General features: G+C 40.9%; 15 protein-coding genes and 1 riboswitch. Of the genes, 4 read left to right on the plus strand and 11 right to left on the minus strand.

Going from position 1 to position 15,012, the window contains the following annotated elements:
- The first annotated feature begins 64 nt into the window (after nt 1-64).
- Nucleotides 65-241 (plus strand): hypothetical protein, encoded by a 177-nt coding sequence (locus QLQ22_RS17555; protein WP_223436626.1) that lies wholly within the window; start codon nt 65-67, stop codon nt 239-241.
- A gap of 20 nt (nt 242-261) precedes the next feature.
- Here the strand turns inward: QLQ22_RS17555 and efp are convergent, their stop codons facing one another.
- The 4 genes from efp to QLQ22_RS17575 all read right to left on the minus strand — a co-directional run bounded on the left by efp (nt 262) and on the right by QLQ22_RS17575 (nt 3,003).
- Nucleotides 262-819, minus strand: coding sequence for an elongation factor P (gene efp, locus QLQ22_RS17560; protein ID WP_223436628.1), 558 nt, complete (start codon nt 817-819; stop codon nt 262-264).
- Between the two features lie 50 nt (nt 820-869).
- The gene (locus QLQ22_RS17565) at nt 870-1,931 is read right to left on the minus strand and encodes a M24 family metallopeptidase (protein ID WP_223436630.1); all 1,062 of its coding nucleotides are present in this window, start codon (nt 1,929-1,931) and stop codon (nt 870-872) included.
- On the minus strand, nt 1,921-2,373 hold the full coding sequence (aroQ, locus tag QLQ22_RS17570; RefSeq protein ID WP_223436632.1) for a type II 3-dehydroquinate dehydratase: 453 nt from the start codon (nt 2,371-2,373) through the stop codon (nt 1,921-1,923). Before aroQ ends, QLQ22_RS17565 begins: the two co-directional genes overlap by 11 nt.
- A gap of 84 nt (nt 2,374-2,457) precedes the next feature.
- On the minus strand, nt 2,458-3,003 hold the full coding sequence (locus tag QLQ22_RS17575) for a YqhR family membrane protein (protein WP_284015274.1): 546 nt from the start codon (nt 3,001-3,003) through the stop codon (nt 2,458-2,460).
- Between the two features lie 298 nt (nt 3,004-3,301).
- On the opposite strand from QLQ22_RS17575, the gene QLQ22_RS17580 reads away from it, so the two are divergent.
- Both QLQ22_RS17580 and QLQ22_RS17585 read left to right on the plus strand, forming a co-directional pair.
- The gene (locus QLQ22_RS17580; protein ID WP_223436636.1) at nt 3,302-4,249 is read left to right on the plus strand and encodes a DUF1385 domain-containing protein; all 948 of its coding nucleotides are present in this window, start codon (nt 3,302-3,304) and stop codon (nt 4,247-4,249) included.
- Between the two features lie 42 nt (nt 4,250-4,291).
- A complete protein-coding gene (locus QLQ22_RS17585) occupies nt 4,292-4,669 on the plus strand; it encodes an SA1362 family protein (RefSeq protein ID WP_223436638.1) in 378 nt (125 codons plus the stop codon).
- Nucleotides 4,670-4,676: 7 nt separating this feature from the next.
- On the opposite strand, the gene QLQ22_RS17590 is transcribed toward QLQ22_RS17585, so the two are convergent.
- The 4 genes from QLQ22_RS17590 to QLQ22_RS17605 form a co-directional block, all read right to left on the minus strand.
- Nucleotides 4,677-5,561 carry a patatin-like phospholipase family protein gene (locus QLQ22_RS17590; protein WP_223436640.1) on the minus strand — a complete coding sequence of 295 codons (885 nt, stop codon included), beginning with the start codon at nt 5,559-5,561 and terminating at the stop codon, nt 4,677-4,679.
- Between the two features lie 179 nt (nt 5,562-5,740).
- A complete protein-coding gene (mntR, locus tag QLQ22_RS17595; protein WP_223436641.1) occupies nt 5,741-6,172 on the minus strand; it encodes a transcriptional regulator MntR in 432 nt (143 codons plus the stop codon).
- 129 nt (nt 6,173-6,301) lie between these two features.
- The gene (locus QLQ22_RS17600; protein ID WP_284015275.1) at nt 6,302-8,860 is read right to left on the minus strand and encodes a vitamin B12-dependent ribonucleotide reductase; all 2,559 of its coding nucleotides are present in this window, start codon (nt 8,858-8,860) and stop codon (nt 6,302-6,304) included.
- A 325-nt stretch (nt 8,861-9,185) separates the two neighbouring features.
- Nucleotides 9,186-10,022, minus strand: a complete 837-nt coding sequence (locus QLQ22_RS17605) for a lipoate--protein ligase family protein (protein WP_284015276.1) — start codon at nt 10,020-10,022, stop codon at nt 9,186-9,188.
- 220 nt (nt 10,023-10,242) lie between these two features.
- Between QLQ22_RS17605 and QLQ22_RS17610 the strand changes: the two genes are divergently transcribed.
- A complete protein-coding gene (locus QLQ22_RS17610) occupies nt 10,243-10,614 on the plus strand; it encodes a rhodanese-like domain-containing protein (RefSeq protein WP_223443545.1) in 372 nt (123 codons plus the stop codon).
- Nucleotides 10,615-10,703: 89 nt separating this feature from the next.
- Here the strand turns inward: QLQ22_RS17610 and gcvPB are convergent, their stop codons facing one another.
- The 3 genes from gcvPB to gcvT are packed head-to-tail and all read right to left on the minus strand — an operon-like array spanning nt 10,704 to nt 14,632.
- Entirely contained in the window at nt 10,704-12,164 is a 1,461-nt protein-coding gene (gene gcvPB / locus QLQ22_RS17615; protein ID WP_223436647.1) for an aminomethyl-transferring glycine dehydrogenase subunit GcvPB, read from the minus strand.
- Nucleotides 12,157-13,503: an aminomethyl-transferring glycine dehydrogenase subunit GcvPA gene (gene gcvPA / locus QLQ22_RS17620; protein WP_284015277.1), complete on the minus strand. Its 1,347-nt coding sequence runs from the start codon at nt 13,501-13,503 to the stop codon at nt 12,157-12,159. The genes gcvPB and gcvPA overlap by 8 nt, the downstream gene beginning before the upstream one ends.
- Nucleotides 13,504-13,528: 25 nt before the next feature.
- Nucleotides 13,529-14,632, minus strand: a complete 1,104-nt coding sequence (gene gcvT / locus QLQ22_RS17625) for a glycine cleavage system aminomethyltransferase GcvT (protein ID WP_284015278.1) — start codon at nt 14,630-14,632, stop codon at nt 13,529-13,531.
- 163 nt (nt 14,633-14,795) lie between these two features.
- A riboswitch (glycine riboswitch) is annotated at nt 14,796-14,906 on the minus strand.
- Between the last annotated feature and the right edge of the window lie 106 nt (nt 14,907-15,012).

Genomic DNA, 15,012 nt, shown 5'->3' on the forward strand with positions numbered 1-15,012 from the left:
AGACAAAAGAATTCTTGACAGAATTTTCAGAATTAATAATAATAGGTATAAAGGGGGATGTGTCATGGAATTTGGAGTGGAAGCTTATGAATTATATAATTATTTACAATGGTTCATTGGAATGATGATTTATATTTTCATACCGGCAGCACTTCTTTTCAGAGCGGGTAAAAAGAAAGAGGATAAGGGAAAAGCCTTCCAGACGCAGCCAATTTTAGAGGATACAAAAAACTCCATCTGAAAAGATGGAGTTTTTTGTGACTAAGCTCTTGATACGTATGAGCTGTCAGTAGTATTAATAATAAGAACGTCTCCTTCATTTACGAAGAAAGGAACGTTGACAATCAGGCCAGTCTGTACTTTTGCAGGCTTCGTTCCGCCTGAAGCAGTATCTCCTTTGATGCCTGGCTCCGTTTCAACAACTTCAAGCTCAACTGTGTTTGGAAGTTCAACTCCCAGAGTTTCGCTTCCAAACATCATGATGGAAACTTCCATGTTTTCTTTTAAGAATTTCAATTCGTATTCAATAGATGCTTCTGGAAGTTCCACTTGATCGTATGATTCATTATCCATGAAAACATGCTGATCACCATTTGCATACAAATATTGCATTTTTCGGTTTTCAATTTGAGCTTTCGCAACCTTTTCACCAGCGCGGAATGTTTTCTCCTGTACGGCTCCTGTACGCAGGTTGCGAAGTTTAGAGCGGACAAATGCTGCTCCTTTACCTGGCTTTACGTGCTGGAAATCCATTACGCGCCATATGCCATTATCTACTTCGATCGTTAAGCCTGTACGAAAATCATTAACTGAAATCATTTATGTTCCTCCTATGTAAATGTTGCTTTTTTAACGTTTGGAAGCTTTTATTATAAAATAATAAGCTCTTTTGGGGAATGGGTAAGCGACTCATTACCGCCCTCTTTAACAACTGTGTCATCCTCGATGCGCACTCCGCCAAGCTTTGGTATATAGATGCCAGGCTCGACAGTTACGATCATGCCGGGTTCAAGAACCGTTTCAGATTTGACAGATAGTGACGGCCCCTCATGAACTTCCATACCTAGACCATGACCTGTTGAATGGCCAAAATATTCACCATAGCCATTTTCGGAAATGTAGTCTCTTGTAAGAGCATCTGCTTCTTTTCCCGTCATGCCGGCTTTTATCCCATTCATTCCCCGCAGCTGTGCTTCGAGTACAATGGAATAAATCTTCTTCAGCTCATCACTTGGATCTCCAACTGCTATCGTTCTTGTAATATCTGAACAATATCCTTTGTAGTATGCGCCAAAATCAAGTGTTACAAAATCGCCTTTTTCAATTTCTTTTTCACTAGCTACACCGTGCGGCAGTGCAGAGCGATATCCTGATGCAGCAATAATATCGAATGAAGAAGAAACAGCGCCTTGTTTCCGCATGAAAAACTCAAGTTCATTTGCGACTTCAATTTCCTTCATTCCTGGACGAATGAATGTCAAAATGTGCTTAAATGCAGCATCTGCAATCTCCGCAGCTTCCTTTAATATCTTAATCTCTGCTGCAGACTTAATCAAGCGTAACTTTTCTACCGCTTCCGAGACAGGAACAAACTCAATTTCTTTTAATTCAGCCTTATAAGCAGAGTAAGCTGCGAAGGATAAATCATCCTGTTCAAAACCTAGACGTTTAATCGATAGCTTAGCGGCTTGGGCTGCCACCTCTTCTAGAATCGGTCCTTTATGCTGAACGATCTCAAAGCCCTCAATTTGTTTTGCTGCCTGCTCTGTGTATCTGAAATCTGTAATAAATACAGCATGTGAATCTGTAATGACCGCAACACCCGACGAGCCAGTAAAGCCAGTCATATAACGGCGGTTGTAGCTGCTCGTAATAAGAATTGCTTCAACATCCAGTTCTTTTAACCTGTTTCTCATTTTCTCAAGCTTCATCTTTTTTCTCCCCCATCTTTTTATGTAATGCGAGTAAAGCATATTGATACCCCTCAAAACCAAGGCCGATTATTTGCCCTGCTGTAACTGGCGCCGTTACAGACTGGTGTCTGAATGGTTCGCGGCTATGTACATTGGATATATGAACCTCGATGACAGGAAGGGAAACGCTTGCAATCGCATCTCTTATTGCGTAACTGTAATGAGTAAATGCACCGGGATTAAGCACAACTCCATTATACTGCTCGTCTGCCTCATGAATCGCATCAATCAAGTCTCCTTCATGATTTGATTGAAAGCAAGTTATCTGGAATCCCTGTTTCTCTGCAAAAAGCATTAATTCACGTTCCAGGTCTGTAAGTGTTTTGCTGCCGTACACATCAGGCTCCCGCAAACCAAGACGGTTGAGATTTGGACCATTAATGATCAAGAAATGTCTCATAATAAAAACTCCTTGCTTAAATAAGCTTAAAAAAATAGAATGTTCAATTTATGAACATTCTACCATAATCACCGATTAGTTTCCTTAATGTTGAGGGGACGCCTGTGCATTTTTTTTGTTTTTTTTGCTTAAGAGTTCATTATGTTCAAACGAAATGGTATAGCCGACAAATACTCCATATAAAATATATAGACATATCGTCGTAATGGTAGTCAGCCTTTCAAGTTCAAATACTGATTTTAAATTAGGAAAAATCGGATTTAAAAGGAAGAACACGAGCGCCCATAAGGCCAGACCATAAGCAAGGCCAACAAACATAGATGAGAATCTTTTCAGAACAAGGTAATACAGAAGAGCCGTTCCAATGGAAAGAAAACCTATACAGAATACAGCGACAAAGTTGCCCATTGCACCATTTTTCCATTCCCCTAAAATAAAGGGCTGAAGCAATAAATTCGGACTTATTTCTGTTAAGTTCAGAACATATGCTAAATAACCAAGTAAACTCCAAAACACTCCGCCTGTAAAACCTGTAATCATAACTCTTCCTATAAAAGGAATCGATTCACCCGGTTTATCAGGATCATTTCTTTGTTCACCAACAGAATTTGATTGAAAATCATCTGTCATATGTACACCTCCTGTTTCTTAGTATGTGCAGAATTTCTGCTGCATCATGCAAAAAGGATGCAAACAGATGTCTAGCAAAGGGATGTGAGGTTATACTACTAAGAAAGCTGAATCGCCTGTTCAGCACCTGCAGGAAGATGTATTCTGAACTTTTTCTGAAAATATGTCAAATCAAAAAGAATTAAATACAACTGCCTAGAGGTTTATCCTGTTTTTATGTAGAATATAAACATAACATTCTCTGCAGCTTTGTTTAAAATCAGTCCAAAAAGAGAATAGATAGGTAGGTTGGTGAAAAATGTCAAAGCAGAATAAGCCTGCATATGGCGGGCAAGCAGTGGTAGAGGGCGTCATGTTCGGCGGAAAGCATCATTATGTGACAGCCATCAGGCGCAAAAACAAAGAAATCGACTATTTCCGGTTACCGCGAAAATCAAGCAGTATGATGTCTAGCATTAAAAAGATTCCATTTATTCGCGGCATCGCAGCTATAATAGAAGCAAGCGCAAATGGAACGAAGCACCTGAATTTTTCAACTGACAGGTACGATCTGGATCCTGAGGAAGATGAAAAACTCAATCAGCCTAAAAAAGAATCAAAATTGACCATGATTCTCGGAGTTGCAGCAATAGGTGTCCTTTCCTTTCTCTTCGGGAAATTCATTTTCACTTTAGTGCCTCTATTTTTGGCTGAGCTGACAAGGCCCATTTTCCCATCAGATCTTGCACAAATTTTAATTGAAGGACTCTTCAAATTAATTCTTCTTTTAATCTATATCTATGCAATATCATTCACTCCGCTGATCAAGCGTGTCTTTCAATATCACGGTGCTGAGCATAAAGTCATTAATTGCTATGAAAATGCTCTGCCGCTGACGATAGAAAATGTTCAGAAGCAAAGCCGTCTTCACTATCGATGCGGAAGCAGTTTTCTGTTATTTACTGTCATTGTCGGAGTATTTGTCTATATGCTCGTTCCAACAGAACCGCTTTATGTGCGAGTCCTAAACAGACTGGCATTAATTCCTGTCGTGATTGGCATTTCTTTTGAGGTTCTTCAGTTTACAAATAAACTTAGAGACGTACCTGTTTTAAAATGGCTCGGATATCCCGGCTTAAGTCTTCAGCTGCTGACAACGAAAGAACCTGACAATGAACAGGTGGAAGTTGCCATCGCAAGCTTTAATGAATTGCTGCGAATGGAAAAGGAAACTGCAGAAGGTATAAAAACTGAACAAATTGTATAAGCTGAACTTCATTAATTCATTTTCATCTTGGGAGGTGGACTCATGAAAAATCGTGTGAATCCATTTGTGATGATTGTGTTAGCTCTTGGAGGCATCGGATTTCTGGTTACACTATTAACCAGACCAGGATTCCTCTTAAGAGAAATGCTGATCTACGTTATTGTTCTAGCCATCATCTATTTTGTTGTCCGTTACTTTACCAAACAAAGAATGGGAAAAGACTCTTCTTCTTACTCTAAAGCTGCTAAACAATCTAAAAAACGTTTCAGCGATCGCAATCAAAGCAGTTCCCATTTGAAAAGCGTTTCAACCCAGAAAAAGAACAGCAAAACATCTACTGCCCTTAAAAAGAAGCAAGCCTCTCACTTAACAGTGATTGAAGGCAAAAAAGGCAAAAAGAAAAGCAGGGCATTTTTTTAACCTGCTGTTAATACGTCCATTTTTTTAAAAATAGTTCAGTGCGGCTTCTTCCTAGCTCAATTAGAGCTAGTTTTTTTTGTTCAGTTAAGTTAAATTCAGTCTTTAAGATACTCTCAACTGGCAGAAAAATAATATTCTTTTCATGCCTGCTGGAAATATGTCTGGCATCATGTGCATCTTTCATTGTTTCAAAAAGAGCACCATACATTTCGATCGCATTACGAATATTGTTCCTAGGCCTCTCCTCTTCACTTGGACTCAATTTTATACCAAGAACCGGCCGCGCTTGTATGGTCTTCTTTTCTTTAAATAGCCAAATTGGAAAGTTGCTTAAAACTCCACCGTCTACAACAATATTGGTCCCTTCGGCAGAAGTCAGTTTGACCGGTTCAAAAAAATACGGAAGGCTGCAGCTCATAAGAACGGCTCTCGCAACAGAAAAACGTTCTGGTACAAGTCCATACCTTGGGAGGTCATCAGGCAGCACAATAATTCTGCCATTGGTCAGGTCAGAAGCAACGATTTTAAGGGAGCCGTGCCTTAAATCACCAAAGGTTGATACCCCTCTTTCCTTTAGCTTGCCCGCTATCCATTCTTCAAGCTTGCCGCCTTTATAAAGACCAAGCCGCCAATAAATATTCAGCCATTTCATAAATTTAAATGGAAGGATGGATGGATTTCGTTCTAAAAACTTTCCAAGATCCATGTCATCCATCATGGAAATAATTTCATCACTCCGATATCCCGCAGCAATGAAAGAAGCAATAATGGAACCTGCACTGGTTCCTGCTACCCTTACAAATTGCAGACCCCTCTGCTCGATAGCCTGATAAGATCCAATCAGAGCAAACCCTTTAATTCCCCCGCCAGAGAAGACGCCATCAATATACACAGAAGTTCCTCCCCCCTTCTCCCATTCTTACATTGTAAGTTGCAGTGGCGGGAAATAGACCTTCTGTACATGTTAATGGCAGCACTCTTTCCTTATTCCTTTACGCATCAGCTTATGATTCAGCAGCCTTATATCAAATTTACGCAGATAAAAAGACGGAAGCGAATGCTTCCGTCTTTTTATGAGTCGCTGTCCTGTTCGTTCTGTTTTTGTATAGCACGCAGTGTTTCTACTCGAGCTTCATCACCTTCAAAGAATTGGACAAGATCGCCGATGCGGTCAATTGCATTCCAGCTGAGATGATGCTCGATGCCTTCAACATCATTGTAAATTTTTTCTTCATCCACGCCGATCAGCCTCATGAACTGCTCCAGAAGTTCATGACGGTAAACAAGACGCTTTCCAATTTTTTTGCCTTTTGGCGTTAGTATGAGTCCACGGTATTTTTCATATATGAGATATTCATCTTTGTCTAGTTTTTGGACCATTTTTGTTACTGAGGAGGGATGAACGGATAGTGCTTCCGCAATATCTGAAACGCGGGCATATCCCTTTTCTTCTATTAATAAGTAAATTTGTTCAATATAATCTTCCATACTTGGTGTTGGCATGTGGTCCCCTCCAAAAAAACGTTCAAAACATAGGAAATCATTACAAGTGTACACTAGTTTAAGGGTGATGACAAGGAAGCTTTGATTCTTATCGCGAAAAGAAAAGAGCTGGAAATCCAGCTCTTTATCTTATAAACCACACTTTAATTGTGCTCCGCAGCTAGTGCATGTATTACAGCCGCCTATGTCTTCAACCGTACCCTCGCGGCATACCGGGCATGTATTTCCTACTTCATTGCCTATCGTGACATTTGTAGATCTTAAAGCCTGTATTGTATCAACAAGCACAACTTTTCCTTTTTCTTTTGCTGGTGCTTCTTCACTCTCAGAGAATGTGTTTTCTTCTGCTTTTAACGTCAGAACCTGCGTGTCACGGCTGCCGTCAACGTAAACCGTGCCGCCTTTTGCTCCGCCTTTATATAAACGTTCATATACTTTTTGAACTTTATCAACCGTATATCCTCTTGGTGCATTGACAGTTTTGCTGATTGAACTGTCAATCCAGCGCTGAATCACACACTGTGCATCCGCGTGAGCTTCTGCGCTGAGCTCCATTGCTGAAATAAACCATTTAGGCAGATTGGCTGGATCTGCTTCTGGATGCTGATCCAGATATTCCTGCACGATATCCGCTTTAACTTCAATGAACTTACCTAATCTTCCGCTTCTGTAATAAGAGAAAGAGAAGTAAGGCTCTAAACCAGTGGAGACGCCAACCATTGTCCCTGTGCTGCCTGTTGGAGCTACAGTTAATAAATGTGAGTTTCGAATACCGTATTCTTTAATGTCGTCTAAAAGATCAGCCGGCATTTTGCTCATAAAACCTGTCTTTGTGAATGCATCACGTAAACGGTTTGTTTCTTTTTCTGTTTCACCAGTCAAGAATGGGAAGCTTCCTTTTTCTTTTGCAAGCTCAACAGAAGCTTTATAAGCAGTTGTTGCGATGGTTTCAAAGACTTGGTCAATTAACTGATTGCCTTCTTCTGAACCATACTCTGTTTCACAGTAGATCAGCAGATCATGCAAACCCATTACGCCAAGACCTACACGGCGTTCGCCCAATGCCTGCTTCTTATTATCTTCTAAGAAATAAGGTGTTGCATCGATAACGTTATCCTGCATGCGGACACCGACTTCAACCGTTGTTTTCAGCTTTTCAAAGTTGACTGTATTGCTTTCTTTGTCTGCCATTTCAGCAAGATTGACTGCAGCAAGATTGCAGACAGAATAAGGTGCGAGAGGCTGTTCGCCGCATGGATTTGTTGCTACTACTTTTTGTCCATAAGCTTTAGCATTCGTCATATCGTTTGCATTGTCGATAAAGAAGATTCCAGGCTCTGCTGAATATGTCGCACAAATATTGATTAAGTTCCATAGTTCTTTAGCTTTAATTGTGCGGTATGTGCGGACTTTGTAGCCAAGCTTTTCCCATTCGCGGACATCGCCATGATTGTGCCACTCTTCGTTATAGGCTTTCATTTGCTCTTCATTATAGCTTTCCACATCAGGGAAGCGAAGCTCATAATCTGCATCACTTTCAACAGCATCCATGAAATCCTTCGTTAACGTAACTGAAATGTTGGCGCCTGTAAGGAATTCAGAATTATGAACGCTGTATGTTCCACCTGTAACCAGCTTCAGTTCTGCATCTTTTATAATTTTTTCGTTAAATCCGCCGAAGCCAGGAATTTGCTTATAGTTCACAATGCTCTGATACATCGCTTTTTCATCCTCTGTCAGAGGCTTGAACTTTAGTTTTTCCTGCGCATATTTCTTGATTGTCTCGTCATTCGTATTTTCAATTAAGTACCGTAAAATACGGGGATTTTGCATTTTAGAAATGATAAATTCGATAATGTCAGGATGCCAGTCGGCAAGCATGATCATTTGAGCGCCCCTGCGCGACCCGCCTTGCTCAACTAAGTGCGTCAGCTTCGCGATATCATCAAGCCATGATACAGAACCTGACGATTTGCCGTTCACACCGCGTGCTAGTGTATTTCTTGGGCGCAGTGTTGAACCGTTTGTTCCAACTCCGCCGCCTCTGCTCATTATTTCCATTACCTGCTTCCGATGCTCGGAGATGCCTTCACGGGAATCCTGTACAAATGGCATGACGTAGCAATTGAAGTAAGTAACGTCCGTACCTGCTCCAGCTCCGTACAATACACGTCCTGCCGGCACAAAGTTCAATCCGACTAATTCTTTGTAGAACTTCTGGAACCATTCATTCCGCTTCTCTTCTGTCTTTTCAACAGAGGCAAGTCCTGTTGCATTTCGTTTTGCGATTTGCTCATAATATACTTCAAGCGGCTTTTCAATGACATCTAGCGAGCGATAAATTACACCCGTTTCAACCTCTTCAGGCTTTTCAAGAGAATGGCGGTACTCTTCTTCGACCTGTACAGTTGCCATTTTCTTCTGCCAGTCTATTTCTAAAATATAGCCCAGTCCTCTTGCAGGGAATTTAGGATCTTCTTTAATTGTCAGAACAACGAAGTCCCCTTTAGACAGAGTCAGCTTTTCGGTGTCTTTAAATGTATATCGGTCAAGCATGACTAAACGGGATACACCTTTGTGGGTCAATTTCATATCATCAGTTATTGGGTGAACTTGGGGAAACAAGGAAATATCGTGGTTCAGCTTGTCTACATCAAGTTTTAAATTTTCATTAAGTGCAACGGTCATTCAAACAACTCCCCTATATATCTTGTACTTGATTTAATTTATCACAGTGCCACCTTTTTATCAATATATAGTATTATATTTTTGTTCAGCAATACTATATATAGATAAACAGGCAAACCTAATTTATTTTGTCAAATTAAAAACTGCATAAACGAGGCAGAAATAATGAGAAAAAAGAAGATAGGAACTTCATAATCACTTTTTTTGAAGAATTTTGTCGCTTGCAAAATCAGAAGAGAACACGAAGTTAGAAAAATAAGGAATGATTTGAAATAATTAGAAATCTCCAGAAAAAATAAACAAAAGCGACTAATGTTCAAGCCGCTTATCGTTTATAATTCCAGTCATCGGTATTATATTTTTCCATTGCTATTTTCTCTACAAAAGCATGTTCTTCAGCTGTCAAGGTATAAGGTTCGAGTGAGATATTCAGACCTATCTCAAAGCCCTTTTTAAATGCATTCTTTGCTTCCTCCACTGTAACAGGATTCTCACGCAATGCATTGACAGCAACTGCCTTACTTTTGAAATTTTTCTTCATTCGCTCTTTTACCCGCTCGCTTGGGTACTTAAACAGATTAAAAAGCATTTCTTCATCTATATCGAGCAAAATGGAGCCGTGCTGAAGAATGACTCCTTTTTGGCGAGTTTGTGCGCTCCCGGCCACCTTGCGTCCTTCTACCACAAGTTCATACCATGATGGTGCGTCAAAACAAACGGCTGACCGCGGATTCTTAAGTCCTTGTTTCTCTTCCTCCGTTCTCGGTACGGCGAAATATGCATCAAGTCCCAGCTCTCTGAAACCCTGAAGAATACCTTCTGAAATGACTCGATATGCCTCTGTTACTGTCTTCGGCATTTCAGGATGCTCTTCTGCCACTATGACGCTGTATGTCAGCTCCTTGTCATGCAGAACACCTCTGCCTCCTGTCGGTCTGCGCACAAAGCCCAGCCCATACTTTTTAACGGCATCAAGATCAATTTCTTTTTCGACCTTCTGAAAGTATCCTACTGAAAGAGTGGCCGGGTCCCATCCGTAAAAGCGAATCACCGGCGGGAAGATCCCCTGACTGTTCCAGTCTAGCAGCGCTTCATCTAACGCCATATTATAGGACGGGGAACAATTCCCTGAATCAATAAATCTCCATGTTTCCTTTGCCATCTTCATACCCCATTTTCCATGATAAGTATGTATTTCATTTTCTGTGCCTTTCATAGTCTATCAAAAATAAGGCAAGGTTGAAAATAATTATGTCTTATTCATAGATGACAATTTGATCCTGCTCTTATATAATAGTATTTGTCCAATATTTATTAAAGATCATTTGAACTTGTCTAAGAAAAGTTGCTTATAAAGGAGTCGGGTCAGCTTGACAACATGGATTTTTTTAGTGATTCTATTAGGTGCACTAGCAGCCTACACGATTTACTCTTATTTTTATCAGCGTAAAATCATGAAAACATTAACGGAAGAAGAATTCCGTGCTGGATACAGAAAAGCTCAGTTAATTGATGTTCGTGAGCCAAATGAGTTTGACGGCGGACATATTCTTGGAGCAAGAAATATTCCTTTATCCCAAATGAGACAAAGACATAAGGAAATCCGCAAAGATCAGCCTGTCTACATTTACTGTCAAAACACTGTCAGAAGCGGACGCACAGCTCAAATGCTGAAAAGAAAAGGCTATAACGATCTATACACCCTAAAAGGCGGCTTTAAGGGCTGGGGCGGTAAAATAAAAGCAAAGAAATAAGAGAAAGTCTGCAGTCTGTTCTGCAGACTTTTTTATGTATAAATAGAAAAAAGGATCCGCATGAAATGCGAATCCTTTTTGTCTGTCTTTTATTGCTTTTGATAACGCAAGATCGGTTTTCTTGCTGCTGTAGTCTCATCTAAGCGGCTGACAACTGTCGTATGCGGTGCTTCCTGTACAATTTCAGGATTTTCTTCTGCTTCTTTTGCGATCTGGAGCATTGCGTCAATAAATGAATCCAGCGTTTCTTTTGATTCTGTTTCAGTCGGCTCAATCATGATGCATTCTTCCACGTTTAATGGGAAGTAGATGGTAGGCGGATGATAGCCGAAATCAAGCAGCCTTTTTGCGATGTCAAGCGTCCGCACCCCTAATTTTTTCTGACGTTTGCCCGAAAGAACAAATTCATGCTTGCAGTGCCTGTCAAATGGCAGATCATAGGCTTCTGAAAGTCTTCTCATCATGTAGTTTGCATTTAAAACGGCATACTCTGTCACCGCTTTTAACCCGTCAGGTCCCATTGTCCGAATATACGTATAAGCACGGACGTTAATTCCGAAGTTTCCGTAGAATGGCTTCACCCGGCCGATGGACTGCGGACGATCATAATCAAACGTATATTTATTATCTCTTTTAACTAATACAGGTTTTGGCAGGTACGGAATCAGATCAGCTTTTACTCCAACCGGGCCAGATCCAGGGCCTCCGCCTCCGTGAGGACCGGTAAATGTTTTATGAAGATTTAAATGAACGACATCAAATCCCATATCGCCTGGACGTGCCTTGCTTAATACGGCATTTAAATTTGCACCGTCGTAATAAAGCTTGCCTCCTGCATCATGTACGATTTTCGCCATTTCTAAAATATTTTCTTCAAAAAGTCCTAGGGTATTAGGATTCGTCAGCATAAGAGCAGCTGTATCTTCCCCTACCACACGTTTTAAATCTTCAAGATCTACAAGGCCCTGTTCGTTTGATTTAACCGTAATTGTTTCAAATCCCGCTACAGTAGCTGACGCTGGATTTGTGCCATGAGCTGAGTCAGGAACAATCACTTTTGTCCGGTTAAAATCGTTGTTGGCTTCATGATAAGCACGGATCATCATCAGGCCAGTCCATTCGCCATGCGCGCCTGCTGCAGGCTGCAGTGTAACCTCATCCATTCCGGTAATTTCAATGAGATGCTCTTGAAGATCATACATAAGCTCAAGGGCACCCTGAACTGTGCTTTCATCCTGCAAAGGATGGATATGGGCTAAACCTGCCATACGCGCTACATTTTCATTGATTTTAGGATTGTATTTCATCGTACAGGATCCAAGTGGATAAAACCCGGAATCTACTCCATGGTTCCTTTTGGAAAGAGCTGTATAATGTCTCATAATATCAAGTTCGGAGACTTCCGGCAGTTCAGCTTCATCTGTACGCAAATATTCACTTGGAATTAATTCATCTGCAGCGATTTCAGGGATATCCATTGAAGGCAAACTGTAGCCTGTTCGTCCTGGTTTTGTCAGTTCAAATATTAATGGCTGATCCTGCTTATTCATGTCCATCCCCCAATTCATTTACAAATAGGTCAATTTCTTCTTTTGTACGCAATTCAGTTACAGCTACAAGCATATGGTTTTCAAGCTCCGGGTATACTCTGCCTAAATCAAAACCGCCAATGATGCCCTTTTGAATAAGCTTTGCATTTATCTCTTTAATCGGTTTGTTTAATTTAATGACGAATTCGTTAAAAATAGCCCCTTCAAATGGAACCTCAATCCCATTTTGTGCAAATGCTTTTTTAGCGTAGTTTGCTTTTTGGATATTTTGAAAGGCCATTTCTTTTACGCCTTTTTTCCCGAGTGCCGTCATGGCAACTGAGGCTGCCAAAGCGTTTAACGCCTGATTTGAACATATATTAGAAGTCGCTTTATCACGTCTTATATGCTGCTCACGCGCCTGCAGGGTTAATACAAACCCGCGTCTGCCCTGTTCATCTGTCGTCTGTCCGACCAATCGTCCCGGTACTTTGCGGAGCAATTTCTGAGTTACAGCAAAGTAACCGCAGTGAGGACCGCCAAAAGCAGTCGGAATACCAAATGGCTGAGCATCGCCTGCCACTATGTCTGCCCCGAATTTCCCAGGAGGTGTTAAAGCTCCAAGAGCAAGCGGATTGGAAGATACGATAAACATGCTCTTACCTGTATGAGCAATTGGTTCAATCTCTTTAAGCGGCTCGACTTGCCCGAAGAAGTTTGGATATTGCACAACGACAGCCGCAACATCGTCTGACATTTCCGCCTTTAAAGCTTCAAGGTCAGTGACGCCATTTTTCACAGGGACTTCTACTACTTCAATGTACTGTCCTTTTGCATATGTTTTCAGCACATCTCTGCTTTCCGGGTGAACGGCTTTTGAAACGATGACTTTTTTCTTTTTTGTTTGACCTGCAGCAAGCATGGCTGCTTCAGCTAAAGAAGTTCCGCCGTCGTACATGGATGAGTTCGCCACGTCCATTCCAGTAAGCTCAGCGATCATTGTTTGAAATTCAAAGATGGCCTGAAGCTCGCCCTGAGAAATTTCCGGCTGATACGGAGTGTATGCTGTATAAAATTCTGAGCGTGAAATAACATGATCTACTATGATCGGCATGTAATGATCGTATACACCTGCACCAAGGAAAGAAGCATTGCTTCTTAAATCCTTGTTTTTAGAAGCTAGCTCACTCAGCTCCTTAACAAGTTCTGTTTCAGATTTTGCTTTCTTGATCTTATATTCCCCCTGAAAACGCACGCTCTCGGGAATGTCTGAGAAAAGCTCATCTATATGAGATACTCCGACAGTATCAAGCATTTCCTGCTGATCTTGTTCTGTCATCGGCAAATAACGATGTTTCATGGATGTGTTCCCCTTTCAAACTAGCTCATTTTTTTGGTCGTTTATAAAAAGGTGTTGAAACTGCAACTGCTTTTAAGCGTTTCTTGCGCACTTGCACAATCACTTCAGTGCCTGGTTCTGCAAATTCCTTTTTCAGCAGAGCCCAGCCGATATTTTTCTTTAATGTAGGAGATTGTGTGCCAGTCGTTACTTCGCCGATTTGTTCGTCTCCATGGTATACTTCATAACCATGTCGGGGTATTCCCTTGTCAATCATCTCAAGACCGACAAGCTTTCTTGCTGTTCCGTTTTCTTTTTGTTCTTTTAAAATATCTTTTCCGATGAAGTCTGCCTCTTTATTCGGTTTTACAGCAAAACCGATTCCCGCCTCAATCGGAGTAATTTCTTTGGTAAGTTCCTGACCATATAAAGGCAGATTTGCTTCAAAGCGCAATGTGTCGCGTGCGCCTAATCCGCACGGAAGAATTCCTTCATTTTTGCCTGCTTCTAAAATTGCTTTCCAAAGGGAAGACGCTTCTGAAGATGGGCAATAGATTTCAAAGCCGTCTTCGCCTGTATAGCCTGTTCTTGAGACAAGAGCTTTTACATCATCGATTACAACGTCATCTTTAAATTTAAAAAACTTGATTTCACTTAAATCTGTTTCTGTTAATTTTTGAAGGATAGATTCAGCTTGTGGCCCCTGAATGGCCAGTTGGGCAACATCTGATGAAATATTATGAAGCTTTGTGTCTCCGAATTTGTGCGAGATGAGCCACTCATAATCTTTTTCAATATTTGAAGCATTCACGACTAATAAAAAGTGAGTATCTGATTTTTTATAAATTAATAAATCGTCTACTGTTCCCCCATCTTCATAGCACATCGCCGTGTACTGGGCTCCGCCGTCTTTCAAAAGGGAAACATCATTCGTCATTGTCTTTTGAAGGAATGCAAGACTGTCTGTACCTGTTACTTCAATTTCACCCATATGCGAAACATCGAATAAGCCAGCTCTTTCCCGAACTGCCTCGTGTTCCTCTTTAATAGAAGAAAATTGAACGGGAAGATCCCAACCGCCAAAATCAATTGTCTTTGCACCAAGTTCTTTATAAACATCAAATAATGGTGTTCGCTTTAAATCTGCCATAATCAAATCGCCTCCCCAAAAAAGTATAAAAAAAGGACAGAGACCCCCCTTTAATGTAAAAAAGGAAGTCTCTGTCCCTGCACCTGAAAGTTTACCTTGCCAAAAATAAGCAAAGCTTTCCCCTTTGGTGGTTTGCTGCTTTCACAAACTCTCTCCAGAGTTGCGTCAAACAAGAGTTCTTTTGCCTGAGAGATTCACAGTTGTTTGCTCCTTCGGCGCTGCTTTTGCGGTTTCATTTAATAGAGCCGCCGGCAGTCTCTCCCCTTGCTCTCATTCGCTCATATTTTCTGTAAAACTGGTCATACTAAGAGATAATATTCTTTGACATTTTGACATTTTTGACAAAAGAAGCATGCTAACTGAAAAGTAAGTATGTTAGC

The sequence above is a fragment of the Metabacillus hrfriensis genome, from assembly GCF_030127205.1.
GTDB lineage: Bacteria > Bacillota > Bacilli > Bacillales > Bacillaceae > Bacillus_P > Bacillus_P dongyingensis.

Excerpts from the sequence above, each read along its gene's own strand:
- QLQ22_RS17555 (WP_223436626.1), top strand. The coding sequence starts at position 65 with ATGGAATTTGGAGTGGAAGCTTATGAATTATATAATTATTTACAATGG.
- efp (WP_223436628.1), bottom strand. The coding sequence starts at position 819 with ATGATTTCAGTTAATGATTTTCGTACAGGCTTAACGATCGAAGTAGAT.
- QLQ22_RS17565 (WP_223436630.1), bottom strand. The coding sequence starts at position 1,931 with ATGAAGCTTGAGAAAATGAGAAACAGGTTAAAAGAACTGGATGTTGAA.
- aroQ (WP_223436632.1), bottom strand. The coding sequence starts at position 2,373 with ATGAGACATTTCTTGATCATTAATGGTCCAAATCTCAACCGTCTTGGT.
- QLQ22_RS17575 (WP_284015274.1), bottom strand. The coding sequence starts at position 3,003 with ATGACAGATGATTTTCAATCAAATTCTGTTGGTGAACAAAGAAATGAT.
- QLQ22_RS17580 (WP_223436636.1), top strand. The coding sequence starts at position 3,302 with ATGTCAAAGCAGAATAAGCCTGCATATGGCGGGCAAGCAGTGGTAGAG.
- QLQ22_RS17585 (WP_223436638.1), top strand. The coding sequence starts at position 4,292 with ATGAAAAATCGTGTGAATCCATTTGTGATGATTGTGTTAGCTCTTGGA.
- mntR (WP_223436641.1), bottom strand. The coding sequence starts at position 6,172 with ATGCCAACACCAAGTATGGAAGATTATATTGAACAAATTTACTTATTA.
- QLQ22_RS17600 (WP_284015275.1), bottom strand. The coding sequence starts at position 8,860 with ATGACCGTTGCACTTAATGAAAATTTAAAACTTGATGTAGACAAGCTG.
- QLQ22_RS17605 (WP_284015276.1), bottom strand. The coding sequence starts at position 10,022 with ATGGCAAAGGAAACATGGAGATTTATTGATTCAGGGAATTGTTCCCCG.
- gcvPB (WP_223436647.1), bottom strand. The coding sequence starts at position 12,164 with ATGAATAAGCAGGATCAGCCATTAATATTTGAACTGACAAAACCAGGA.
- gcvPA (WP_284015277.1), bottom strand. The coding sequence starts at position 13,503 with ATGAAACATCGTTATTTGCCGATGACAGAACAAGATCAGCAGGAAATG.
- gcvT (WP_284015278.1), bottom strand. The coding sequence starts at position 14,632 with ATGGCAGATTTAAAGCGAACACCATTATTTGATGTTTATAAAGAACTT.